A 24,127-nucleotide genomic window follows, 5' to 3' on the forward strand; every position below is an offset into this window, starting at 1 on the left:
GGCACTGCGGCCCAATCGCAACCGGCAGCGACTAAGGTGGCCCGGTGCGCACTACGGACCTGGTCGCGGAGGCGGCCACTAGCTGGTTGAGCAGTCGGCTCACGGAAGTGCCGGACGCCGACCGATCACTCGTGCGCCGGCGCCTCCGCGACGATCACGCGTCGCCTCTGGACTACGACGACGTGCATGAGCCGTTCGCGGCCGAGTTTCTGCTTGTCAACTTCCGCAAGTGTGCGGCGGTGCTGGCCGCGGCGCGACCCGCGGTGGCGTCCACGGTGGTCGACATCGGCTGCGGGAGCGGGGCTGCGGCGGCCGCCGCCCTGGCCTACGTGTTCGACGCCGGGCACCGGGCCGTCCAGTTGCACCTGTTCGACCGTTCGAAACGGCAACTGGACCTGGCCGTCGAGCTGGTGGAGACGGTTGCGGAGCGACTGAAGGTCGAGTGGCCGACGTTCGCGGTCGAGATCCACCGCAGGGACGGCGACTGGCCCGCCGACCGGCTCCCGGAGGTCGCCGCCCCGGCGATGGTGCTCGCCAGCCACGTCCTCACCGAGAACCGGACGCACACCGAGGACTTCCTCGACCAGGCGGCCTCGCTGGCCGGCCCGCGCGGCAGCCTGACCGTCATCGAGCGCGGCGACGATCGACTCTGGACGGCGCTGGACGGGCCGGTGGCGGAGAGTGTGCTGGTCCGCCGCACCGGGCGGGTGGAGGTTCCGGCGCGCACCGCGGACGGTGTGGAGCGGACCTGGGCGACCCGATGGGTGACGTTCGAGCGCAGCGCGCATCCGGCATGCGAGGCCGCGGTGCGGGGCTACCTCACCGCCTGGCGCAAGCGGGACCCGGACCGGCTCGCCGACGTCTTCACCGAGGACGCCCTTTACCGGGACAAGCCCTTCAAACCGCCCATTGAAGGACTGGCCGGGATTCAGGAATACTGGCGCGCGGAGGTCACCTCGCAGCGCGACGTGACGGTGACCGTCCACTCCATCGCCTACCGTCCGGACGGGGCGCTCTTCGAATGGCGGGCGCGGCTGGACCGCGGCGAGGACACCGTCAAAGTGGTCTACGGGTTCATGACGATCGAGGTCGACGAGTCCGGGAAGATCTGGGAACTGCGCGAGTGCTACCGCTCGCAGAGGGAGACGCGTGACCCAGCCGTCGGACCTCGACCGGGAGATCGCTGAGAGCCTCGATCGGGTTCTCGCCGCCGGCCGGGCGCTGCTCACCTTCTACGACCCGCACCGCGGCGCGTTCGTGCGCGACACGGTGGCCACCGGGTCGGACTCCGCGCCGGTCATCGGCAAGACCTCCACCTGCCGGGCCTTCATCGCCCTGGTGGAGTTGCACCGGCTGCTGACCGAGCACGAGCAGCCCACGCCGCACGAGGCGAGCCCGGTCGGCGCGCTGCGGGACGAGATCAGCCCGGTCATCAAGGAGCTGGCGGAGGGCCACTTCGCGGCGCTGGCGGTGGACGAGGCCCGCGTCCGCCAGTCGGAGAGCAACGGATACAACATGTTCACCGACGCTCAGCTTCTGCTGTCCACGGTGCTGCTGCAGACGGCCCGGCCGATCACCGGGGTGGGCGCCGATCTGGACGAGCCGGCGGCGGCGGTCTGGCAGGACGCGGAAACCAAACTCCGCCGATGGCAGGGCGGCCGGATCACCGACCGGGATCAGACACACGACTTCATCACGCTGCACGCGGTCCGGGCCGGCGACGCGGCCGGGCTGGCCCGAGGTTCCGGCCAGCAATGGTGGCCGGAGCTGGGCACCCGGATCCGCAACTCGATCCTGGTCCAGCTCGGCCGGCACTCGGCGGCCATCACCTCCCAGTTCGATCCGGCCGAGCTGGCCTTCAGCGTGGCCCTGCTGCACCGCTTCGAATCCCCCGACTACCGGCCGCTCACCAAGCGGAGCCTGGCGGTGATCGCCGAGCTGCAGACCTCGGACGGCTCCTGGCCGACCTCCCGGCTGATCTCGTACGGCGGCCCCCAGCAACTGTTCGTGGCCAGCTTCGAGGTCGCCCTGACCCTGGCCGAGCTGCTGATCAGCGAGATCCACCGGGGCGAGCACGGCAACGTCGAGGTGCTGCTGCGCGTGCTGCGCAACACCCGTGACCTGGTGGACAACACGTTCATGCATGCCGGCCCCCGCAACGGCTGGTGCAACGACCGGGTCCGCTCGCCCGGCCGGCTGGAATCCTGGGCCACCGCCGTGGTCCTGCTGTTCCTCATCCGCTACCACGACGCGCTGGTGCGGCTGCGTCAGGAACGAGTGCTGGCCCGCTACGACGTGACCCCCGCGGGCAGCGGCGAGTTCCCGTGGCCGGACCTGGCGCTGGCGCTGGGCGTGCTGACCCGTCCCGCGGAACACTTCCTGGACCGCATCTCGGATCCGACCGAGGCGGGCAACCTGGCCGCGCGCATCCACCGGCATTTCGTCGAACCGATCACGACGAGCCCGGTGCTGCGCCCCGGCCCCACCTCGCTGCTGCTGCCCGGACCGCCGGGTACCCGCAAGACCAGCCTGGTCGAGCTGGTGGCGCGCACCCTGGACTGGCCGATCCTCACCCTCACCCCGACGGACTTCGTGCAGCACGCGAACCGTGACTTCGCCGACCGCACCCTCGACGAGATCTTCAACGACCTGATGCGCCTGCGCCGCGTGGTGGTGCTCGTCGCGCAGTGCGAGGACGTGCTGCGACGGCCGTACGGGCGGGCCTCGCTCACCGGCCGCAGCCTCAGCAGCGGCCTGCTCGGCCGGCTGCACCAGCTCCGGGCGAACAAATGGGTGCTGGTCGTCGTCGCCCCGAATGAGCGCCGCGAGGACCTGGATTCGCGGGCCACCCGGGCGGACAGCTTCGACTTCGTGCAGGAGATGCACAACCCGCCGCTGAAGGCTCAGCGCCGCTACTACAAGTCACGCATGCCGGACCCGGCCCGGCAGACCGCGCTGGAACGGGCGCTGTCCGACTATGCGGGACGCGGCCGGGACAACACCGAAACGGACCGGTCCGAGGTCACGTTCGCCCTGCTGGACGAGGTGATGGACCGGATGAACGCCGATGAGGGGCTGCTGGACAGCGGTCGGCTGCTGGCGCTGATCCAGCGCCTGGCGGTGTCCGGACCGCCGAATCTGACCGCCGGCGACTGAACGGCGGCGTAGCCGGGCGCGGGTGGACGAGCGTCACACCTAAACGAGGCGCATCCGGCCGCGGATCTCGATATGGTGACGCCACCGCGGTCCACCACGGGGAATCCGCACCGCCGGCGACATTCACCGCCGGTCGGCGCGGGCGACACGGTGCATGGCCGACCGGTCCGTCCGCGGTCACCGACATCAGCCACCAGGAGCATCACCGTGAGTAGCCCCGCCGCCGCGCCGGCACCGGAGAAGCTGGACGCCGCCGTCCTGAAGATCGCCGGCGTTATCGTCCTCGGCGCGATCATGTCGATTCTCGACGTGACGGTGGTCAGCGTGGCGCTGCCCACCTTCCAGTCCGAATTCGGCGCGACGTACGCCCGAGTCGCCTGGACCATGACCGGCTACACGCTGGCGCTGGCCACCGTGATCCCGCTGACCGGCTGGGCCGCCGACCGGTTCGGCACCAAACGCCTCTACATGGCCGCCGTGCTGCTGTTCACCGCCGGGTCCGGCCTGTGCGCCACCGCGGACTCGATCGGCCAGCTCATCGGCTACCGGGTGCTGCAAGGGCTCGGCGGCGGCATGCTGATGCCGCTCGGCATGACGATCATGACGCGCGCGGCCGGCCCGCAGCGCATCGGCCGGCTGATGGCCGTGCTCGGCATCCCGATGCTGCTCGGCCCGATCGGCGGGCCCATCCTGGGCGGCTGGCTGATCGAGGCGGCGAGCTGGCACTGGATCTTCCTGATCAACCTGCCGGTCGGCGCCATCGCCCTGGGCTACGCGGCGTGGGCGCTGCCCAAGGACGCGCCGGAACCGTCCGAGTCCTTCGACTTCCTGGGCATGCTCATGTTGTCGCCGGGTCTCGCCTCGTTCCTGTACGGTGTCTCGTCGCTGCCCGAGGCCGGCACGGTCACCGACATCAAGGTGTGGCTTCCGGCGCTGGCCGGCGGCCTGCTGGTGATCGGTTTCGTGCTCTACTCGTTCAAGCCGAAACATCCGCTGCTCGACCTGCGTCTGCTGCGCAACCGCAACCTCACCGTGTCAGCCGTGACGCTGGTGGTCTTCTTCGTCGCGTTCATGGGTGCCGGCCTGCTGTTCCCGAGCTACTTCCTGCAAGTCCGGGGAGAGTCGACGCTGCACGCCGGGCTGCTCATGGCGCCGCAGGGCCTCGGGGCGATGGTGACCATGCCGGTGGCCGGGATGCTGGCCGACCGGATGCCCGTCGGGCGCACCGTGCCGTTCGCGCTCCTGCTGGTCGCGACGGGCTTCTTCACCTTCACCCAGGTCGGCACCGACACCTCGTACGTGCTGTTGTGCGGCTCGTTGTTCGTGATGGGCCTGGGCATGGGCGGCACGATGATGCCGGTCATGACGTCCGCGCTGAAGACGCTGACCCACCATGAGGTGGCACGCGGCTCCACGCTGCTGAACATCCTGCAACAGATCGCCGGCTCGATCGGCTCGGCGACCATGTCGGTGATCCTCACCAGCGCCCTGAACGACTCGCCGGTGATCCCGGGCGCGGTGAACCCGCAGAGCGGCGAACCGATCACCGAGGCGGGGCTGGCCATTGCGGCGCAGCAGAACCCGGCGGTGACGCAGCAACTCCCGGTCGAACCGGGCGCGCTGCAGCGGGGCCTGCAGTTCGTGGCGGATTCGTTCGGCACCACGTTCACGGTGGGTTTCGTGTTGATGGTGGTGGTGCTGGTGCCGGCGCTGTTCCTGCCGCGGCGCCGCGAGGAGTCGCACCTGCTTGAGGACACCCGGGGCGGCGGCGGAGAGGTCCCGACCGCACCGGTGGCGATGCACTGAGCCGGTCTGGTCGCCGATGTCAGTGGCGTGTTCGGGACCGTCCCGGTCCGACGGCCGGCGCCGCCACGGCCAGCGGCGCCAGCACCACCACCAGGGCTACGGCGTCGCGCATGTTGTGCGGTAGCCAGAGCACGTTGTCGCCGATGCCGGCCACGTGCGCGAGCGATGCCACGAGATAGGACGTGAGCAGCGCCGCGCCGACCACCGCGACCCGCTGCGCCCGGTCGGACAAGCCGCCGCCCGGGACGGTCGGCACCGGGACCGGCCGCGGAGCGGCCGGCGCCCCGGTCGGCTGGGCCAAGGAGGCCGGTGCCATGGCCCGTGGTGTGACGGCCGGCGGCGCCACGGGTGGCGCCGACGAGACGGGAGTCGTCGTCCGTACGCCGGTGAGCTGGTCCTGCACGTGCATCAGACCGCGCACCGCCCATGCCAGCGGCGGCGCCACCAGGAGTAGGGTGCCCAGGCCGTGCACCGACCAGGCGCCCGCGAGCGTCGGGCCGCCCCACGAGCCGTGGTACGTGCTCGCCCAGAAACCTCCCGCCGGAGTGTCGCCGAGCCCGAGGTAGGGCCGGAACGGGAAGGCCAGGTTGATCAGCAACAGCCAGCCGAGCGCGGCGGTGAGGCCGGTGGCCGCCGCCGCGACCGGCAGGGCGAGGATGCCGCCGGCGAAGCGGCGGGACGCCACCGCGCGCAGGGCGAGCGGTACGGCGATCGCCGCGGCACCGAGCCGGCGAACCATCGCGGGGCCGTACGTGGCGCGGGCGTACCGGCGTACGGCGAGAGGCATGACGTTGGTCATGCGCTCAGCGTTGCGCGGGGAGGGCGACCGGGGCAATGCGGTTCGTCCCCGAGACGACCCGGAGGTCTGGTCAGGGTGGCCGCGCCGCAACGACGACGAGCCGGCACCCGCAGTGGGGTGCCGGCCCGCCTCGACCGCCGGGGGTGCCTGACGGTCTGCTCTTACAGGGTGAGGGTCCAGCTATCGATGTAGCCGGTGTCCCGCGAGTACATGTCCTGCACCTTCAGCCGCCAGGTGCCGTTGGCCGTTTCACCCGCCAGGTTGCCGGTGTAGGTGCTGTCCACGTTGTCCGCGCTGTCGGAACCCGAGTTCGTCTTCAGGTTGTACGTTGACCCGTCCGGCGCTACCAGGTCGATCCGCAGGTCACCCCGGTAGGTGTGCACGATGTGCACCTCGACCTGCGAGGAGGTCGACGGGCTGCGGCCGCATCCGCTGATGGTGATGTTGCTGTACACCGCCGAGCCGGCGTCCGGGATGGAGACGTCGGTGCCGTTGGTGCCGGTGCAGCTACCACCGGAGGGCGGCGTGGTGGGCGGGGTGGTCGGGGGAGTGGTGCCGCCGCCGGAGCAGGTCGGGTCGCCCGACTGGGCCGGTACGCTGACCGCGTCCCAGGCCGCCTTCACCGTGTTGAACTCGGTGCAGCCGTTCGGGTACAGGTTCTTCGCCGCGGTGAGCGTCCAGGTGCGGTACTTCAGGTACGACGAGCTGGAGGTCTTCATCAGCATCGCGTTGTACATGATGGTGATCGCCTTCTGGATGCCCAGACCGGTCACCGAGCTGCCGTTGCAGGCCGTGCTGGACGGCTGACCGCTGCCACCGCCGCTGGTGCCCTGGGCGAGCAGGTAGAACCAGTGGTTGCCGGGACCGGCCGCGGCGTGCACCTCCTGGCTCGGAGTGCTGCTGGAGTAGCAGTTGCTGTCACCGGCGAGCGAGGGGTTGTACATGTACCGGATGGGCCCGCTGCCGACCAGGTTGACTTCCTCGCCGACCTGGTAGTCCGGCGGGTCGTTCGGGTTGTTGATGTACCACTCGGTGGCCGCGCCGAAGGTGTCGGCCACGAATTCCTGGGTGCCGGAGCGGGAGATGCCGCCGGGGGTGTTGTCGTCGACGCCGTGACCCAGCTCGTGGCCGACCACGTCCGCCGAGGAGATCCACTGCCCCGCGGTGTTCTTGCCGATCTGCACCTGGGTGCCGTCGTAGTACGCGTTCTGGTCGTTCAGGCCGACCCGGATCGGCCAGGCGCCGCCGCTGCCGTTCTGACCGTTGCGGCCGAGCCAGCTCGACAGCATGGCGAACTGCTTCTCCGCCACGTAGAGCGCGTCGACGCAGCCGGTCTCCTTGTTGGTGCCGTTGCCGTTGCCCCAGACGTTGTCCGACCCGCTGAACGTCGAGCGGGTGGACGCGTCCTGGCAGCGCACGGTGCTGTGTGCGGAGTCCTGCATGAGGTAGCTGGAGCCGGACTGCGTGGTGTCCAGGGACACCGAGCCGTTGATCCAGCCGGTACCCGAGCCGGTCGCGTCGATGACGTGCTCGTTGGTGCGCAGCACCGTCCCGGTGAGCGCGTCGACGTCCACGGTGAGCCGGCTGATCCCGTCCGCGCCGACGCCGTTGACGGTCGACTCCCAGGCCAGCTTGGCGGCCGCGGCGTCGTCGGCGACCACGACGAGCTGCGTGCCCTCCACGTTCGTCACCGATGTGAGCTGCCCCTTGGCGATCTTCGCGGCGGCTGCCGACGTCAGCTTCGGCGTGGTGGACAGCGCACCGATCGGGTGGGACTGCGCGACTGAGGTGTACTTGGCCTGGCCTGCGTTGTCGGTCACGATCACAAAGTCGCCGCCGGTCACCGGCAGCCCCCGGTACTTGCGCTCGTACGAGACGTAGTTCAGGCCGTGCGAGGCGAACACCTTGCTCTGCTGGAAGGTTTCGTCCGAGCTCGCCTGCAGGATGGCGGGGCGGCTGGCGACCAGGGCCGCGGCCTTCTCGGCGGCCAGCTTGGCGGCGCTCGCCGGGTCGACGGGTTGGGCGGTGGCCGGTCCGGCCACCGCGACCATGGCTGACGCGGCCGCGGTACCGGCCGCCAGCGCAACGATCAGGGGGGTTCGACGTTTCACGCGGGCACTCCTTTCCCGCCGGGTCGGCGGGTTCACTTGAGTGCAGACGCTAAACATCGACGTACGTCGCCGTAATGGGGAAAACCCTTGCGCCGGTCGGGGGAACCGGATCCGGCACGGTGCCGGGCGGACACGACCTCTCGCCGTGCCGGTCGTTGTAGCAGAAGCAGACGCACCCGACCGAGACATGCGGAGGTTCGACGGCCGTGCAGCCAGGCCACGACGGCTCGTCCGGTGATCGTCCGGTGTTCGTGGACCGCAACGGTCGGCGTCGCCGGGTGCTGGTGCCCGCCGGGCGGGCCGGCCTCGCCGCCATGCTGGCGGCGATGCTGGCGGTGCTGGCCGGCTTGACCCACGACGGCGCGCTGCCCGGATTCACCCTGCCCGATCAGCAGGCCACCGACGCCGGTGACGACCCGGCGCGGGCGCCCGTAGCCGCCCGCGAGGATGCGGATTCCGCCGTGCCGCGCCCGTCGGCCGGCCAGACCGGCGCGTCGATGCGGCGTGCCCCGTCCGTGACGATCGAAGCCGGCGGGAGTCCCCCGGCGGCCACCACGCCACCGACTTCGCGCACCCGGCCCGCGGCGCCCCGGCCCGCGGCGCCCCGGCCCGGGGCACCCCGGCCCGCGGCGCCCCGGCCCGCGGGCACCTCGGCGTTCGCGTTGCCGAGCGCCCGATCGTCGCCCATGGCGGCCTCCTCCTCTGCGCCGACGCCGTCGCGGTCCCGGTCGCCGTCCCCGGCGCGGTCGGATGGCTGCTGCTCGGGGTCGCCCACGGTGCCGGCCAGCCCGGACACCCGATCGCCGTCGGCGCGATCCGGCATGCGCACCCCGGCTGCGCGCGGCGCCGTGAAGCTCCGAGGGGTGGGCGACGGCTGCGACCTGCCGCTCCCGAGCGTGGCCGTGGACGCCCGGTCCGTGGCGTGCCCCGACCTGGAGGCCCGGTGACGGCGCGTGCTGCCCGGCGGCCCCGCACCCACTGGTGGCTGCTCGGGGTGGCCTCGGCGTTGTTGCTGATGGCGCTGTGCGCCAACGGCTATGTGCGCCACATCGGCGCGGAGAGCGCCGAGGCGCCCCGCGCTCCCGGCGCCGGCACGGCGGCCTCACCCGAGGTGCTGGCCGGCGGGCCGGTCCAGCAGCTCGCGCCCGGCCGGGCAGCGGAGGCGCTGCGGCTGCCGCCCGGCACGCTCGCGCTGACCTTCGACGACGGCCCCGATCCGCGCTGGACCCCGCGCCTGCTCGACGTGCTCGCCCGGCATCGTGCCCACGCCACGTTCTTCGTCGTCGGCGCTCAGGTGGCCGAGCATCCCGACCTGGTGCGCCGGATGATCGCCGAAGGACACGAGATCGGCGTGCACGGGTACGCCCACGATGACCTCTCGGCGATGGCCGGCTGGCACCAGCGCGCCGACCTGGCCGCCACCCAGGCGGTGATCGCCGCGGCCACCGGGACCCGCACCCGGCTGCTGCGCCTGCCGTACTCGTCCACCGTCGACTCGGTGAGCGCGGCGCAGGAACGGGTCATGCGGCGAGCGGGCGCCCAGGGCTATCTCACTGTCCTCACCGACCTGGACACCAAGGACTGGCGGCGGCCCGGCACCGCCGCCCTGGTACGCGCGGCGACGCCGGCCGGTGACGCGGGCGCGGTGGTGATGATGCACGACAGCGGCGGCGACCGTTCGCAGACCGTGGCGGCGGTCGACCGGTTGCTCACCGAGCAGCCGGACCGCCGGTTCACGACCGTGTCGCAGGCGCTGGAGCTGCCGTCGCCGTCGGCCGCCCCGCCGAGCCTGCTGGCGCGCGGGCACACGCTCGTCGCGCTGCAACACCTCGGCTCGGCCGCGGCCGCGGCGATGTCGGTGCTGCTGGCCGTGGCGGTGCTCCTCGGGGTGGCACGGCTGGTGCTGCAGGTGCGCTACTCGCGGCGGCACGTGCGGCGCGTCCGTCGGGATCGGGGACGCCGCGGCTACTTCGGACTGGTGTCGGTGATCGTGCCGGCGTACAACGAAGCCGCGAACATCGCCAGCACGGTGCGCTCGCTGACCGCCGGCACCTATCCGGCGGTGGAGGTCGTGGTGGTCGACGACGGGTCGAGCGACGACACCGCCGGCATCGTGGAACGGATGGCCCTGCCGGGCGTACGGGTGATCCGGCAGCGCAACGCCGGCAAGCCCACGGCGCTCAACACCGGCATCGCCGCGGCGCGCGGCGACCTGCTCGTCCTGGTCGACGGCGACACGGTGTTCGAGCCCGACGCCATCGACCGGCTGGTGCAGCCCTTCGCCGACGTGTCGGTGGGTGCGATCTCCGGAAACACCAAGGTCGCCAACCGGGGTGGCCTGCTCGGCCGATGGCAACACCTGGAATACGTGATCGGGTTCAACCTGGATCGCCGGATGTTCGACCTGGCGCGGTGCATGCCGACGGTGCCGGGGGCGATCGGCGCTTTCCGGCGCGCGGCCCTGGCCGAGGTGGGCGGCGTGCCCACCGCGACGCTGGCCGAGGACACCGACCTGACCATGGCGGTGATCCGGGCGGGGTGGCGGGTGGTGTACGAGCCTGCCGCGATCGCCTGGACCGAGGCGCCTACGACCGTCGCCCAGTTGTGGCGGCAGCGGTACCGGTGGTGTTACGGCACCATGCAGGCGATGTGGAAGCACCGGGGCAGCCTGGTCGAGCGCGGCGCCGGCGGTCGTCTCGGCCGCAGCGGACTGACGTACCTGCTGGTGTTCCAGGTCTTGCTCCCGCTGACCGCGCCCGCGGTCGATGTGGCCGCCGTGTACGGCCTGATCTTCCTGCCGTGGCCGCAGGTGCTCGCGACCTGGGCGGGTTTCCAGTTGTTGCAGGCGGCCACCGCCGCGTACGCGCTGCGCCTGGACGGCGAACGGGCCACGCCGCTGTGGACCCTGCCGTTGCAGCAGGTCGTCTATCGCCAGCTCATGTACCTGGTGGTGGTGCAGGCGACGGTCGCCGCGCTCCTCGGTGACCAGCAGCGGTGGCAGCGGATGCACCGGACCGGGCAGGCGGATCTGGCCCTCACCGCGGGGGAGGGACGGCGGTAGGCCCTTCTCACGCCTTGCGGGCCACCGCCCCGTACGCGTCGATGTATGCGGTGTCGTCGTCATCCGGCCGCCAGCGGGTGATCGGCACCAGGCCCGGATCCACCAGGGTCAGTCCCCGGAAGCAGCTTTCCAGCAGGTCCGGGCTGCGCAGGATGTAGGGCACCCCGCCGCTCTGGGTGAGCTTCTCCGCGCCCTCGACGACCGCCGGCTGGGTGTCCGTGCCGTCCCACAGCACCAGGTGGCTGCCCGGCGCGAGCGGTGCCATGGTCCGGTCCACGATGGCGCGGACCTCGGCCAGGTCGGGTTCGTATCCCATCACGCCCATGAACATCGCGGCGATCGGCTGGTCGAAGTCGAGCGACTCCGCCGCCTCGGCGAGGATCTTCTCCGGGTCGTGGTAGTCGGCGTGCACATAGGTCGTCGAGCCCTGCTCGGTGGTGCCGACCAGCAGCGAACGGGCGTGCACCAGCACCATCGGATCGTTGTCGACGTAGACGATCCGGGACCGCGGGGCGACGGTCTGCGCGACCTCGTGCGTGTTCTGCATGGTCGGCAGGCCGGTGCCGACGTCGAGGAACTGCCGGATGCCCGCCTCGGCGGCCAGGTGACGCACCACCCGGATGAGGAACCGCCGCGACTGCCGTGCCATGTCCACGATCTCCGGATAGACCTGGGCGACCGCGTCACCGGCGGCCCGGTCGGCGGCGAAGTTGTCCTTCCCGCCCATCCAGTAGTTCCACATGCGGGCTGCGTGCGGCACGTCGGGCTGCAGCGCGGCAGCGGGATCGTGGTCCGGCCGAGTCATTGTCACGTTCTATGCCACCGCGCTCCCGGGTGCAAGCGGCAGATCGGCCGGTCTGCTCACGCAACCGGAGGAGACAGTCGGCGGAGGTGTTCCGCGTCGGGTGCCAGGCGCTCGGCCACCCGTACGGCCGAGAGCAGCGCGCTCTCCTGGCTGCACACGTCGGTCAGATGGCTGCCGGCGAACCACAGATTGCCGGTGCCCTGCACCCCGGCGAGCGCGGTCTGCGCCCGATGGTATTCCGGGGTCTCGTGCGCGTGGCGGTAGTCGAACGTGGCCACCGTGTCGCGGGGCGGTTCCCGCCGGTGCGAGATCCAGCTCTTGAAGATCCCGAAGTCGCGGAATCCGCCGTACCACATCGACGGCTCGCAGAAGTCGCCGTCGGTGAGCACGTTGAAGCCGGACCACGCACGGCGGCGCGCCGGCATGTACGCCGGGTCATGGTGGACGGCCAGCCGCGCCGGGAGGTACGGGAAGCGGGCGCATGCCTGCGCCGCCACGCCCGCCCCGGCGAGTTGCCCGGCCAGCGGTCCGGCGGCGTACGGCGGTGCGGCGAGCACCACATGGTCCGCCTCGTGCACCCGGCCGCGCGCATCGGTCACCCGGTAGACGCCGCCGGACCGGCGCAGCCCGGTGGCGCCCGCGCCGACGTGCGAGGTGACCGTGGTCAGCCCGGCCGACAACGCCTCCACCACCGCGCGCAGACCATTCGTCGCGTTGTGATAGTCGTACGGCGCGAGAAGGCCGTCGCCGAGCCCGCGGATCACGAACGCGACCACCGAGCGTGCCGACATCTGCTTGACTTGCGGCACCGAGAAGCCGAACATCGCGCCGCACAACGGGAACAGCACACCGTCGCGGACCGACCGGGGGATCGGCAGACGGCCGACGAACTCCTCGGCGGTGAGCGACCAGTCGCCGTCGCGCTCCAGCGCCTTGCCACCGGCGGTGAACGCGGCCAGCGAGGCCAGCGCGGGCCAGAACCGCGGACGCAGCAGCGGCGCCGTGCGGCGGACATCCGGGGAGACCAGCAGGGCGGCCTGGGTCTGGTACGCCGAGACGGTCAGATTCATCGGCGCGGCGACGGTGGGCACCCCCAGCACCGAGCGGACCAGTCTCCAGTACGTCGGATGGCTCTTCGGCCCGAAATACTGCGCGCCGGCGTCGACGACCACACGCCGTCCGCCGGGCAGGGTGACGTCGATGCTGCGGGCGTGCCCGCCCAGCTCGGCGTCGGATTCGAGCAACGTGACATCGTGCACGCCGTCGAGCAGCCAGGCGAGGCTGACACCGGCGATGCCACCGCCCACAATGACGACGCGTTGCCGGGCGGCGCCCGAGCGAGCCCGTGGTTCGTGCGGCGGGGTGAGGCCGTGGCCCGATCCTGGTCTGGCATTCACGGAACCGAGCTAACCATGACGAATCGTGCCATCCCAGCGTCCCGCCCCAGGTGTAGGCACATCACCAGACACCACCCAGCCCGCCCCTCCGCCACCCCACACGCCCCGCCCCTCCCGTCCCAGCCCGTCCCAGCCCGTCCCGCCCGCCCGCCGCGCCCGCCCGCGCCCGCCCGCGCCCGCCCCCGTGGGTGCGCGTCGATCTTGTACTTTCTGTGCCCGTTAAGAACAGATAAGCCCCGTATGCCCGCCCACAAACTCCATGATCGCCCCGCGTGTGCCGCGCTAGGCGGCCGATCTTGTACTTGAGGGGCCGGACTAATGGGCTTATGGGTTTTATGTCTGACCGGAAACTCCAAGATCGGCGTGGCGTGGCGTGGCGTGGCGTGGCGGGGCGTGGCGTCGCGCGGCGTCGCGCGGCGTGACGTGAAGCGGCGTGAAGCGGCGGGGCGGGGCATGGCGTGACGTGAAGCGGCGGGGCGCGGCGTGGTGGGGCGCGGCGTCGCGCGGCGTGACGTGAAGGGGCGCGGCGGGGCGTGACCTGACGTGACGGGGCGGTGTGCAGCGTGGCGGGGTGCGGCGTGGTGGTGGGGTGTGGCGTGGTGGGGCGTCGCGGGTCCGTAGCCAGGTGCGGGCCGGCCGTCGCTGGTGGCTGTCATCGCGCGTTCGGCCGTCAGCTACGGATGTCACACGGCCGGTGTGAGAGCCACCGGCTACGGCTGAGTCGGTGGTGACGGGCGTTCGTGACGGCTGGGGCGGGTGTGCCGTGTGGTGACAGCCGTCCGCGACGGCCGGGAAGACGACTACGGCAGTGCGTGCCGGATCACCGTGGCACGGGTGAGCGGGCGCGGCGAGGCCGGGTCTGGTGGACCCAGGATCGGATGGTCCTGCCAGGTGCCCCGGTCACGCGGCAGAGTGGACGAGTCCGCGGTGCGCTGCCGTGGACGGGAAGGAACCATGGCATCCGCAGACCTGCCCGGTGGCGTGTTCCGCGTCGCCGACCTGGAGTTCACCCGCGTCGGATATGGCGCGATGCAACTCGCCGGCCCGCACGTCTTCGGGCCGCCGAAGGATCGGGACGCCGCGATCGCCGTGCTGCGTGCGGCCGTCGAGCTCGGCATCCGGCACATCGACACGTCGGACTACTACGGTCCGCATGTCACCAATGAGATCATCCGCGAAGCCCTCGCGCCGTACCCGGATGACCTGCACATCGTGACGAAGGTCGGCGCGCGCCGGGACGACGACGGCGGCTGGCCGTCCGCGCGCACCCCCGCCGAGCTGCGCGATCAGGTGCACGACAACCTGCGCAACCTCGGGCTGGACGCGCTGGACGTGGTCAATCTGCGGATGGGCGGTTTCGACAAGCCCGAGCCGGGGTCGATCGCCGAGCAGTTCACCGCGCTCGCCGAGCTCCAGCAGCAGGGCCTGATCCGGCACCTGGGTGTCAGCACGGTGAACGCCGAGCAGCTCGCCGAGGCGCAGAGCATCGCGCCGGTCGTCTGCGTGCAGAACCTCTACAACATCGCCCGCCGCCAGGACGACGAGATGGTGGACAGCACCGCGCGGCAAGGTATCGCCTTCGTGCCGTACTTCCCGCTGGGCGGATTCTCCGCGCTGCAGTCGCAGGAGCTGGAGACGGTGGCGAAGCGGCTCGGCGCGACCCCGATGTCGGTCGCCCTCGCGTGGCTGCTGCGGCGTTCGCCCAACCTGCTGCTGATTCCCGGTACGTCCTCGGTGGCGCACCTGCGGGAGAACGTGGCCGGGGCGGGGCTGGAGCTGCCCGACGACGCGGTGGCCGAGCTGGACGCGATCGGCGCCTCTGGCACCGCCGGGTAGACGGGCTGGTCGTGCTCGCGGTCCAGCCCGCGCGTTCACGACCAACGCATCTGCAGCGATGGACCGCGTCTGACAATCGTTCTACGCTGATGCGTGTGGGGTACGAATGGCTCGCCGAGGCCGTGGCGGCGTTGCGTGGGGTCGAGCCGTATGAGGTCCTTCAGGCGCTGTCCGCGGCACGCCGGATGCCGCTGGTCGCGGAGAGCGCCGGCGTGCGGTTCCTGACGATCTCCGGCCGGACCCAGGCGGGTCGGCCGCTGATCGTCGCGGTGCGCCTGCTCGGCGGCATGGATCAGCAGATCATCGGCGCGCGCGAGATGACGCCCCGGGAGCTGGCCCGGTTTGAGGCATGGGAGGCGGAGTGATGGCCAGACGGCACGGCGAACGGGGGGTCACCCCGGCCCAGGTCGTGGCCGCCGCGGCGGCGTTCGCGCGCGGTGAGGTGAGGTACGACGAGACCACTCCGGCCGAGCTTCCGCCGGTGCCGGAGGCCGAGCCGCTGGTGCCGCTGGGCGTGCGTGTCCCGGCCGGCGTCGCCCGGCGGGTGCGCGCCGCGGCAGACCAGGCCGGGGTGCCGTTCTCTCAGCTCGTGCGGGAATGGATCGAACTGGGCCTGACCGAGATGACCGACGAGCGCACGGTTCCGCTGTCGGCGCTGCGCGGGGCCATCGCCCACGCGGCGCAGAGTTCCCCGCCGGCCCAGAGCGGCCACGCGGCGTAGGCGCAGCCATGACCCGCGCGGTCTATCCCGGCACCTTCGACCCGTTCACCGCCGGGCATCTCGACATCGCCGGTCGTGCGCACCGCGTCCGACGCGCGGTTTGAGTACGAGCTGGCCGCGATGAACGAGACGCTCGGGGTGACGACGGTATGGCTGCCCGCCCGTGCCGGGCTGGCATCGGTGTCCTCCAGCGCCGTGCGGGCGTCACCCGCCTGACCCGGGCTGGTCCGGCTCGACCGCGGGGCGGGCCCGATCCAGGGCCTCCCGGACGACGGTGACCAGCGGCCGGTCCGGCTGCTCGATCCAATGCTGCACGGCCACCCGCAGTGTGGTGAGGAAGGTGGCCGCGAGCACCCGCGAGTGCAGGACGGCTCGCGGGCCGGGCGAGCGGCGGGCCAGCTCGGCGGCTAGTTCGCGTTCGATCGCCGAGTATGCCGCGATCTGATGCGTGACCAGGCCGGGACAGGACCGCAATCGGCGCCGCTGGGCCAGCCAGTGCGCGTCCGGCTCGCCGAACACGTCCGCGGCGAGATGCTCGGCGGCGCGGCTGAGCGCGGACCACACCGGCTCGTCGCCGGGCAGGTCCTCGATCAGCGTGAGCATGCGCCGCATCCGCTCGGTGTCGCCGTGGAAGAGGGCCTCCTCCTTGCTGGAGAAGTAGTTCGAGAAGGTCCGCCGGGACACGCTCGCCGCGTCCGCGATCGCGTCGACGGTCACGCGGTCCGGCCCGTGCTCCACGGCCAGCCGGAGCGCGGCCTCGTGCAGCGCGAGACGCGTCGCGGCCTTCTTGCGCTCCCGGAGCCCGGGATGATCACCCACGGATCTGAGGATATGCCGCCGTGATCCAGTTCTCAATGAGAAAACTTGCTAAGTGCGCAAGTTTTGCCGATGCTGGTAGCTGCCCAACACCTGACACCTGGAGGCCGCGCGATGAGCGCACCCACCACGACGACGGACCAGCCGGCGCCGATGACACACCGGCAGACGCTGGAGGCGCTCAGCGGACTGCTGCTGGTGCTCTTCGTCGCCCTGCTGAGCAGCACCGTCGTCTCGATCGCGCTGCCGCGGATCATCGGCGCGCTGAACGGCTCACAGACCCAGTACACCTGGGTGGTGACGGCGACCCTGCTCACCGCCACCGCCACCACGCCGATCTGGGGCAAGCTCGCCGACCTGTTCAACAAGAAGTTGCTGATTCAGATCTCCATCGTGGTCTTCGTCGTCGGCTCGGTGGTCGGCGGTTTCTCGCAGAGCGCCGGTCAGTTGATCGCCGCCCGCGCCTTCCAGGGCGTCGGCGTCGGTGGGCTGCAGGCCCTGGTCCAGGTCGCCATCGCGGCGATGATCCCGCCGCGTGAGCGCGGCCGCTACAACGGGTACCTGGGCGGCGTGATGGCGCTGGCCACGGTCGGCGGCCCGCTGCTGGGCGGCCTGATCGTGGACACGTCGTGGCTGGGCTGGCGCTGGTGCTTCTTCGTCGGCGTGCCGGTCGCGGTGGTCGCGCTGCTCCTGCTGCAGGCGACGCTGCACCTGCCGACCCTCCGTCGTGACAACGTGAAGATCGACTACTGGGGCGCCTCGCTGATCGCCGCGGGCGTCAGCGTCCTGCTCATCTGGATCTCGTTCGTGGACGGCTCGTTCGCCTGGCTCTCCTGGCAGACGGCCGTGATGGTAGGCGGCGCCCTGGTGCTGCTGGCCCTGGCTACCTGGGTCGAGTCGCGGGCGGCCGAGCCGATCGTGCCGCTGAAGATCGTCCGGGAACGCACCACCGCGCTGGCCATCCTGGGCAGCCTCGCGGTGGGCATGGCGATGTTCGGCGGCGCCGTCTTCCTCGGCCAGTACTTCCAGATCGGCCGCGGCTACAGCCCCACCGAGGCGGGCCTGCTGACCATCCCGATGATGGCCGGCGTGCTGCTGTCCTCGATCATCGCCGGGCGGCTCATCACCCGCACCGGGCACATCAAGCCGTTCATCGTGGGCGGCTCGATCGTGCTCGTCGCCGGCTTCGCCGTGCTCGGCACCATCGACCACGAGACGCCGTTGTGGTTCGTCGGCACCGGGATGTTCGGCGTCGGCGTGGGCGTCGGCATGACCATGCAGAACCTCGTGCTCGCCGTGCAGAACACGGTCGCGCTGCGGGACATCGGCGCGGCCAGCTCGTCGGTCGCCTTCTTCCGCTCGCTCGGCGGCACCATCGGCGTGTCCGTGCTCGGCGCGGTGCTCGCCCGCCGGGTCACCGAGCAGATCACCCACGACCTGGCCGCCGCGGGGGTGCCCACCTCCGGCAGCTCCGGCAACAGCAACCTCAACCTGGCCGCGCTGCCGCCGGCCATCCAGGACATCATCCGCGCCGCGTACGGCGACGCCACCGGTCACATCTTCCTCGTGTCGGCCGGCATCGCGGTGGTCGGCATCATCGCGGCGCTGCTGCTCAAGCCGGTGATGCTGCGATCCAGCATCGACCTGCCGGACAGCACCAAGGCGGCGGCCGTGGCGGCCGACGCGATCGACGGCGCCCCGCCGATCGACCAGGTCGCGGTGGACGCTCCCGGCGACCGCACCGCGGCACGGCGCTGATCACGCCCCACGGGCCTGGCGTGCCGGCGCCCGGCCCGTGGCGGCGCGCGGCGCGCGAGCTGGCGCTGGTCGCCGCCCTCTTCGTGGCCTACAAGCTGGGCCGGATGGCGGTCGCCGGGCACGCGGATGTGGCCCTCGGCAACGGAGTGTCGGTCTGGCATCTGGAGCGGCTGCTGCACCTGCCCGCCGAGACGCTGCTGCAACGACCGCTGCTGGCCCATCACTGGCTCGCCCACCTGGCGAACGGCTATTACGCGTACGTGCACTTCCCGGCGACGGTGGCCGGTCTGCTGTGGCTGTACCTGCGCCATCCGCGGCACTACGTGTGGATCCGGCGGGTGCTGGCCTGGCTGACCGCGGCGGCGATGGCGGCGCACGCGCTGCTGCCGCTGGCACCGCCCCGGCTCACCCCGGCGACCGGCATGGTCGACGTGGCCGGACGGTTCGGCCCGTCGGTCTATGGCCCGCCGGACACCGACGTGCTCGCCAACCAGTACGCGGCGATGCCCTCGCTGCACGTCGGATGGGCGATCGTGGTGGCCGTGGCGGTGGCGACGGTGGCCCGGGGCCCACTGCGCTGGATCTGCCTTGCGCATCCGGTCCTGACCCTGGTCGTGGTGGTGGGCACCGGCAACCACTACTGGCTGGACGCGGCCGTCGCCGCGGCAATGCTGGCCGTGGTGCTGGCCGCCGTGCCCCGGCCGGGCCGGGTGGTGCGGCCCGGCCGGGCCCTGCGGGCCGCCGGCGGCGAGGAGGTCCCGGTCGTGCCCGGCCAGGTCAGACGGATTGACATCGGTGCACGCGGGGCGTCTACTCGTTAGCTGGATCACACGCGCGGGCCGAGGTCGGACCCGTCTCCGCCAGGGGTCCGTCAGGCCCCGGAAAGCGGGTCACCCATGCCTTCCGCGGGAGCAGAGCACTTGGTCGGCACCCTCATGTCCTCCGGATCAACGTCGCCCTGAGTCGCCGCGGTGGAGATCATTGACGCGTCCCAGGCCGGGCAGGCGATGCGCGGGCTGGAGCTGAGGGCCCGGCCGGACCCGGGGAGGTCCGGCAGCCGGGTCCGCCGCCGCTTCACCGTGTCCGGCCTGGTGCAGGGCGTTGGGTTCCGCCCGTTCGCGTACGTCACCGCGGAGGCGCTGGGGCTGGCCGGCTCGGTGGCCAACACCGCCGGTGGTGTGGTGGCCGAGGTGGAGGGCGATCCGGAGGCGGTACGCGAGTACGGTCGGCGGCTGCGCGCGCAGGCTCCGCCGCTGGCCGTGGTGACCGGCGTGCACGAGACGGATCTGCCGGTGCGCGGCCAAGCCGGGTTCGCCATCGCCGCCTCCGACGGCGGTGGCGCCGCGCGCACCCTGGCCGCACCGGACATCGCCGTCTGCGCGGACTGCTTGCGCGAGATGCGCGACCCGGCGGACCGCCGCTACCGCCATCCGTTCATCGGCTGCACCAACTGCGGGCCGCGTTTCACCATCATCACCGGTCTGCCGTACGACCGGCCGGCGACCACCATGGCGGCGTTCCCGATGTGCGCGGCCTGTCGCGCCGAATACCAGGACCCGCGGAATCGCCGCTTCCACGCCCAGCCGATCGCCTGCCCGGACTGCGGACCCGTGGTGTCGCTGGTGGACGCCGCCGGAACGCCGGTGCGCGGCGACCCGGTGCGGTCCGCCCGCGCGATGCTGGCCGCCGGGCGCATCGTCGCGGTGAAGGGCCTGGGCGGATATCACCTGGCCTGCGACGCCCGCAACGACACCGCGGTGGCGTTGCTGCGCCGTCGCAAACGCCGCGGCGACAAGCCGTTCGCGGTCATGGTCGCCGACCTCGACGCGGCGCGTTCGCTGACCACCGTCGGCGACGGCGACGCGGAACTGCTCGCCGGGTTCCGCCGCCCGATCGTGTTGCTGCCCCGGCGGGCCGGTGGCACGATCGCGCCGCAGGTCGCGCCGGACGCGCCGGATCTGGGCGTGATGCTGCCGTACACCCCGCTGCACGTGTTGCTGTTGGGCCTGCCCGGCGACCCGCCCGGCCCGGACGCGCTGGTGATGACCTCCGGGAACGTCGCCGGGGAAACCCTGGTGACCGACGATGCGGAGGCGCTCACCCGGCTCGCCGCGCTGGCCGACGCCTGGCTGCGGCACGACCGGGTCATCCGGGTGCCGTGCGACGACTCGGTGAGCCGCCACGTGGCCGGGGCGGAACTGCCGGTGCGACGGTCCCGTGGGTACGCGCCGCTGCCACTGGCGCTGCCGTTCGAGGTGCCGCCGATGCTGGCCGTGGGCGCCGACCTGAAGAACACCTGCGCCGTGGCCGGCGGGCGGTACGCCTGGGTCAGCCAGCACCTGGGCGACATGGACGACCTCAGCACCCTGGACGCGCTCACCCGCGCCGTGGCGCACCTGCAACTGCTCACCGGCGTGCGGCCCCGGACGCTTGTCGCCGACCGGCACCCGGAATACCGGTCCGGGCAGTGGGCGGCACGCCACGCGGACGGCCGCCCCGTGCTGCGGGTGCAGCACCACCACGCCCACATCGCGGCGGTCATGGCCGAGCACGGGCTGGGCCGCGACGAGCGGGTGATCGGGGTGGCGTTCGACGGGACCGGGTACGGGCCGGATCAGACCGTGTGGGGCGGCGAAGTGCTGGTGGCCGGCTACCGGTCGTACCGGCGCGCCGCCCACCTCGGGCACGTCCCGCTGGCCGGCGGCGACGCGAGCGTGCGGCGCCCGTACCGGATGGCGCTGGCGCATCTGCGGGCCGCGGGCCTCGCCTGGGATCCCGCCCTGCCCGCGGTGGCGGCCTGCCCGCCGGCCGAGCGCGCGCTGCTGGACCGCCAGTTCGGGTCCGGCTGGGGCTGCGTGCCCACGTCCAGCATGGGCCGGCTGTTCGACGCGGTGTCCTCGCTGTCGGGCGTGCGCCACACCGCTGGCTACGAGGCCGAGGCCGCGATGGTGCTGGAGGGTTCCGCCCGCGCGGCCTGGCCGGCGCCCGGCGCGCCCTACCGGTTCGCGCTGCCGCCCGGCGCGGCGCCGGTGGTCGCCGATCCCACCCCGGTGGTGCGCGCGGTGGTCGCCGACATCCGCCGCGGGGTCCCGCCGCCGGTGGTGGCGGCCCGGTTCCACGCGGCGGTGGCGGTGCTGATCGCCGACCTGGCCGACCGGTGCCGGGAACAGACCGGCCTGGGCACGGTGGCACTCGGCGGTGGGGTGTTCCAGAACGCGTTGCTGATCGAGGCGGCGCAGCGCGCGCTGCGGGACCGCGGGTTCACCGTGCTGCGGCCCCGGCTGCTGCCACCCAACGACGGCGGCATCGCGCTGGGTCAACTGATGGTGGGGGCCTGCTCCGCGTGACGGGCCGGGGAGAATCTGACAGGCCGGGGAAGGAGGACGCGGATGTGCCTGGCGGTGCCGGGACGCGTGCTGAGCGTCGCGGAGGTCGACGGTACGCGGATGGCCGAGGTCGACTTCGGCGGCGTACGCAAGGACGTGTGCCTGGAATTTGTCCCGGACGTGGGCGTCGGCGAGTACGTCGTCGTACACGTCGGTTTCGCGATTCAACGGCTGGACGAGGCGTCGGCTCGGGAGACGCTCGCCCACTTCGAGCGGATCGGCATTCTCGACGAGGAGTTCGGCGGCGGGTTCACCCGGCTGGCCGGGCAGGCGGGAGCGGACCGGTGAAATATCTCGACGAGTTCAGCGACCCCGATCTGGCCGGCAAGCTGCTCGCCCAGATCCATGCGGCGACCACCCGGCCCTGGGCGCTGATGGAGGTCTGCGGAGGCCAGACCCACTCCATCATCCGGCACGGCATCGACCAGCTCCTGCCCGACGGGATCGAGATGATCCACGGCCCCGGCTGCCCGGTCTGCGTCACCGGACTGGAGACCATCGACAAGGCGCTGGCCATCGCCGCGCGGCCGGACGTCATCTTCTGCTCGTTCGGTGACATGCTGCGGGTGCCGGGCAGCGCTCAGGACCTGTTCGGGGTGAAGAGCGCCGGTGGCGACGTGCGCGTGGTGTACTCGCCGCTGGACGCGCTCACCATCGCCCGGCAGAACCCGGACCGGCAGGTGGTGTTCTTCGGCATCGGTTTCGAGACCACCGCGCCGGCCAACGCGATGACCGTCTATCAGGCCCGCCGTCTGGGCATCGGCAACTTCTCGCTGCTGGTGTCGCACGTCCTGGTGCCCCCGGCGATCGCGGCGATCATGGAGTCGCCGCGCTGCCGGGTGCAGGCGTTCCTGGCCGCCGGGCATGTGTGCAGCGTGATGGGCACGGGCGAATATCCGGCGCTTGCCGCACGATACCGCGTGCCGATCGTGGTGACCGGGTTCGAGCCGCTGGACATCCTGGAGGGCATCCGGCAGACCGTCGTGCAGTTGGAGGCGGGGCGGCACGAGGTTGCCAACGCCTACCCGCGGGCGGTGCGCGACGAGGGCAACCCGGCCGCGATGGCGATGCTGCGGGACGTGTTCGAGGTGACCGACCGGACGTGGCGCGGCATCGGGACCATCCCCGGCAGCGGATGGCGGCTGTCCTCGCGGTACCGCGAGTTCGACGCCGAGCACCGCTTCGACGTGACCGGGGTGCGCGCCGCCGAGTCGCCGCTGTGCCGTGCCGGCGAGGTGCTGCAGGGCCTGCGGAAACCGAACCAGTGCGCGGCCTTCGGCAAGCAGTGCACGCCACGCACCCCGCTCGGCGCGACGATGGTCTCCGCCGAGGGGGCCTGCGCCGCGTACTACGCCTACCGTCGCCTGGACCTGGTGGCCACGTCGTGACGGCCGGCCTGGACTTCGAGAACTGGACCTGCCCGGTGCCGTTGCGGGACCACCCGGCGATCGTGATGGGGCACGGCGGCGGCGGCGCGATGTCCGCCGAACTGGTGGAGCATCTGTTCCTGCCCGGGTACGGCGCGGCCGGCGCCGGCGAGCTGGGCGACTGCGCCGTGGTGGAGGCGGGCGGCGTCCGCCTCGCGTTCTCCACCGACTCGTTCGTGGTGCGGCCGATGTTCTTTCCCGGCGGATCGATCGGTGACCTGGCGGTCAACGGCACGGTCAACGATCTGGCGATGTCCGGCGCCACGCCGCTGTACCTGTCCGCGGCGTTCATCCTCCAGGAGGGCACCGCGCTGGCCGACATCGGCCGGATCGCCGCGGCCATGGGCGCCGCCGCGTCGGCGGCCGGGGTGCGCCTGGTCACCGGGGACACCAAGGTGGTCGACCGGCGCAGCGGCGACGGCGTCTACGTGAACACCGCCGGGGTCGGGATGCTCGCCCCGGGCGTGGACATCGCGCCCCGGCGCGCCACCGCCGGTGACGCCGTGCTGGTCAGCGGGGACCTCGGAGTGCACGGCGTGGCCGTGCTGAGCTGCCGCGAGGGCGTCGAGTTCGGCACCGGGGTGTCCAGCGACACCGCGCCGCTGCACGGCCTGGTCGCCGCGATGCTGGCCACCGGCGCGGACGTGCACGTGCTGCGGGATCCCACCCGCGGTGGGGTGGCGGCGTCGCTGAACGAGATCGCCCGTGCGGCCGGCGTCGGCGTCGAGCTCGGAGAACGGGACCTGCCGGTGCCGCCCGCGGTGGCCGACGCCTGCAGCCTGCTGGGCTTGGACCCGTTGCAGGTGGCCAACGAGGGGAAACTGCTCGCCTTCGTGCCGCCGGACTCGGCCGACGCGGTGCTGGACGCGATGCGGGCGCATCCGCTGGGCGCCGGGGCGCGCCGCATCGGCACCTGCGTGCCGGACCATCCGGGCATGGTGGTCGCCCGTACGGCGCTCGGCGGCACCCGCGTGGTGACCATGCCGATCGGCGAGCAACTCCCGCGGATCTGCTGAGGTGCCGGAACGGGCCGGCCGGGCCGAGGCGT

General features: G+C 72.3%; 21 protein-coding genes. 16 read left to right on the forward strand and 5 right to left on the reverse strand.

Features of this window, described 5'->3' with window-relative positions; translation table 11 throughout:
* Nucleotides 1-44: 44 nt before the first annotated feature.
* The 3 genes from IEY73_RS04315 (at nt 45) to IEY73_RS04325 (ending at nt 4,962) form a co-directional block, all read left to right on the forward strand.
* Nucleotides 45-1,187: a nuclear transport factor 2 family protein gene (locus IEY73_RS04315; RefSeq protein WP_189077645.1), complete on the forward strand. Its 1,143-nt coding sequence runs from the start codon at nt 45-47 to the stop codon at nt 1,185-1,187.
* A complete protein-coding gene (locus tag IEY73_RS04320; RefSeq protein WP_189077646.1) occupies nt 1,150-3,156 on the forward strand; it encodes an AAA family ATPase in 2,007 nt (668 codons plus the stop codon). The genes IEY73_RS04315 and IEY73_RS04320 overlap by 38 nt, the downstream gene beginning before the upstream one ends.
* A 207-nt stretch (nt 3,157-3,363) precedes the next feature.
* Nucleotides 3,364-4,962 carry a DHA2 family efflux MFS transporter permease subunit gene (locus IEY73_RS04325; protein WP_373292727.1) on the forward strand — a complete coding sequence of 533 codons (1,599 nt, stop codon included), beginning with the start codon at nt 3,364-3,366 and terminating at the stop codon, nt 4,960-4,962.
* A 19-nt stretch (nt 4,963-4,981) separates the two neighbouring features.
* Here the strand turns inward: IEY73_RS04325 and IEY73_RS04330 are convergent, their stop codons facing one another.
* Nucleotides 4,982-5,761: a hypothetical protein gene (locus IEY73_RS04330; RefSeq protein ID WP_189077856.1), complete on the reverse strand. Its 780-nt coding sequence runs from the start codon at nt 5,759-5,761 to the stop codon at nt 4,982-4,984.
* A gap of 161 nt (nt 5,762-5,922) precedes the next feature.
* Nucleotides 5,923-7,812 carry a M4 family metallopeptidase gene (locus IEY73_RS04335; protein WP_189077843.1) on the reverse strand — a complete coding sequence of 630 codons (1,890 nt, stop codon included), beginning with the start codon at nt 7,810-7,812 and terminating at the stop codon, nt 5,923-5,925.
* Between the two features lie 266 nt (nt 7,813-8,078).
* On the opposite strand from IEY73_RS04335, the gene IEY73_RS04340 reads away from it, so the two are divergent.
* Nucleotides 8,079-8,819 (forward strand): hypothetical protein, encoded by a 741-nt coding sequence (locus IEY73_RS04340; RefSeq protein WP_189077648.1) that lies wholly within the window; start codon nt 8,079-8,081, stop codon nt 8,817-8,819.
* Nucleotides 8,816-10,933 carry a bifunctional polysaccharide deacetylase/glycosyltransferase family 2 protein gene (locus IEY73_RS04345; RefSeq protein ID WP_229715475.1) on the forward strand — a complete coding sequence of 706 codons (2,118 nt, stop codon included), beginning with the start codon at nt 8,816-8,818 and terminating at the stop codon, nt 10,931-10,933. The genes IEY73_RS04340 and IEY73_RS04345 overlap by 4 nt, the downstream gene beginning before the upstream one ends.
* A 7-nt stretch (nt 10,934-10,940) precedes the next feature.
* On the opposite strand, the gene IEY73_RS04350 is transcribed toward IEY73_RS04345, so the two are convergent.
* Both IEY73_RS04350 and IEY73_RS04355 read right to left on the reverse strand, forming a co-directional pair.
* Entirely contained in the window at nt 10,941-11,738 is a 798-nt protein-coding gene (locus tag IEY73_RS04350; protein ID WP_189077649.1) for an SAM-dependent methyltransferase, read from the reverse strand.
* Between the two features lie 56 nt (nt 11,739-11,794).
* Nucleotides 11,795-13,135: an FAD-dependent oxidoreductase gene (locus IEY73_RS04355; RefSeq protein WP_189077650.1), complete on the reverse strand. Its 1,341-nt coding sequence runs from the start codon at nt 13,133-13,135 to the stop codon at nt 11,795-11,797.
* A gap of 954 nt (nt 13,136-14,089) precedes the next feature.
* Here IEY73_RS04355 and IEY73_RS04360 point away from each other — a divergent pair.
* From IEY73_RS04360 to IEY73_RS04380, 5 genes are all read left to right on the forward strand, one after another.
* Nucleotides 14,090-14,971, forward strand: coding sequence for an aldo/keto reductase family oxidoreductase (locus IEY73_RS04360; protein ID WP_189077651.1), 882 nt, complete (start codon nt 14,090-14,092; stop codon nt 14,969-14,971).
* Between the two features lie 95 nt (nt 14,972-15,066).
* A complete protein-coding gene (locus IEY73_RS04365) occupies nt 15,067-15,336 on the forward strand; it encodes a hypothetical protein (RefSeq protein WP_189077652.1) in 270 nt (89 codons plus the stop codon).
* Nucleotides 15,336-15,692, forward strand: coding sequence for a hypothetical protein (locus IEY73_RS04370; protein ID WP_189077653.1), 357 nt, complete (start codon nt 15,336-15,338; stop codon nt 15,690-15,692). The genes IEY73_RS04365 and IEY73_RS04370 overlap by 1 nt, the downstream gene beginning before the upstream one ends.
* Nucleotides 15,693-15,700: 8 nt before the next feature.
* Nucleotides 15,701-15,796: an adenylyltransferase/cytidyltransferase family protein gene (locus IEY73_RS04375; protein WP_189077654.1), complete on the forward strand. Its 96-nt coding sequence runs from the start codon at nt 15,701-15,703 to the stop codon at nt 15,794-15,796.
* A complete protein-coding gene (locus IEY73_RS04380) occupies nt 15,768-15,908 on the forward strand; it encodes a hypothetical protein (RefSeq protein ID WP_189077857.1) in 141 nt (46 codons plus the stop codon). Before IEY73_RS04375 ends, IEY73_RS04380 begins: the two co-directional genes overlap by 29 nt.
* Here IEY73_RS04380 and IEY73_RS04385 read toward each other — a convergent pair.
* Nucleotides 15,897-16,511 carry a TetR/AcrR family transcriptional regulator gene (locus IEY73_RS04385; protein ID WP_189077655.1) on the reverse strand — a complete coding sequence of 205 codons (615 nt, stop codon included), beginning with the start codon at nt 16,509-16,511 and terminating at the stop codon, nt 15,897-15,899. The two genes, IEY73_RS04380 and IEY73_RS04385, sit on opposite strands and share 12 nt — an antisense overlap.
* 111 nt (nt 16,512-16,622) lie before the next feature.
* Here IEY73_RS04385 and IEY73_RS04390 point away from each other — a divergent pair, with 111 nt between their 5' ends.
* From IEY73_RS04390 to hypE, 6 genes are all read left to right on the forward strand, one after another.
* The gene (locus tag IEY73_RS04390) at nt 16,623-18,266 is read left to right on the forward strand and encodes an MFS transporter (RefSeq protein WP_189077656.1); all 1,644 of its coding nucleotides are present in this window, start codon (nt 16,623-16,625) and stop codon (nt 18,264-18,266) included.
* Nucleotides 18,267-18,286: 20 nt separating this feature from the next.
* Nucleotides 18,287-19,087, forward strand: coding sequence for a phosphatase PAP2 family protein (locus IEY73_RS04395; protein WP_229715477.1), 801 nt, complete (start codon nt 18,287-18,289; stop codon nt 19,085-19,087).
* Nucleotides 19,088-19,237: 150 nt separating this feature from the next.
* On the forward strand, nt 19,238-21,613 hold the full coding sequence (gene hypF, locus IEY73_RS04400; RefSeq protein WP_229715479.1) for a carbamoyltransferase HypF: 2,376 nt from the start codon (nt 19,238-19,240) through the stop codon (nt 21,611-21,613).
* A gap of 42 nt (nt 21,614-21,655) precedes the next feature.
* On the forward strand, nt 21,656-21,940 hold the full coding sequence (locus IEY73_RS04405) for a HypC/HybG/HupF family hydrogenase formation chaperone (protein WP_189077657.1): 285 nt from the start codon (nt 21,656-21,658) through the stop codon (nt 21,938-21,940).
* Nucleotides 21,937-23,040, forward strand: coding sequence for a hydrogenase formation protein HypD (gene hypD, locus IEY73_RS04410; protein WP_189077658.1), 1,104 nt, complete (start codon nt 21,937-21,939; stop codon nt 23,038-23,040). The genes IEY73_RS04405 and hypD overlap by 4 nt, the downstream gene beginning before the upstream one ends.
* Entirely contained in the window at nt 23,037-24,095 is a 1,059-nt protein-coding gene (gene hypE, locus IEY73_RS04415; protein WP_229715480.1) for a hydrogenase expression/formation protein HypE, read from the forward strand. The genes hypD and hypE overlap by 4 nt, the downstream gene beginning before the upstream one ends.
* The last annotated feature ends 32 nt before the right edge of the window (nt 24,096-24,127 follow it).

The organism is Mangrovihabitans endophyticus (genome assembly GCF_014646155.1).
Taxonomy (GTDB): domain Bacteria; phylum Actinomycetota; class Actinomycetes; order Mycobacteriales; family Micromonosporaceae; genus Actinoplanes; species Actinoplanes endophyticus.

What these genes read in the sequence shown, in the direction of transcription:
- IEY73_RS04330 (WP_189077856.1), bottom strand. Translation starts at nt 5,761, where the DNA reads ATGACCAACGTCATGCCTCTCGCCGTACGCCGGTACGCCCGCGCCACG.
- IEY73_RS04350 (WP_189077649.1), bottom strand. Translation starts at nt 11,738, where the DNA reads ATGACTCGGCCGGACCACGATCCCGCTGCCGCGCTGCAGCCCGACGTG.
- IEY73_RS04360 (WP_189077651.1), top strand. Translation starts at nt 14,090, where the DNA reads ATGGCATCCGCAGACCTGCCCGGTGGCGTGTTCCGCGTCGCCGACCTG.
- IEY73_RS04405 (WP_189077657.1), top strand. Translation starts at nt 21,656, where the DNA reads ATGTGCCTGGCGGTGCCGGGACGCGTGCTGAGCGTCGCGGAGGTCGAC.
- IEY73_RS04390 (WP_189077656.1), top strand. Translation starts at nt 16,623, where the DNA reads ATGAGCGCACCCACCACGACGACGGACCAGCCGGCGCCGATGACACAC.
- IEY73_RS04370 (WP_189077653.1), top strand. Translation starts at nt 15,336, where the DNA reads ATGGCCAGACGGCACGGCGAACGGGGGGTCACCCCGGCCCAGGTCGTG.
- IEY73_RS04375 (WP_189077654.1), top strand. Translation starts at nt 15,701, where the DNA reads ATGACCCGCGCGGTCTATCCCGGCACCTTCGACCCGTTCACCGCCGGG.
- IEY73_RS04335 (WP_189077843.1), bottom strand. Translation starts at nt 7,812, where the DNA reads ATGGTCGCGGTGGCCGGACCGGCCACCGCCCAACCCGTCGACCCGGCG.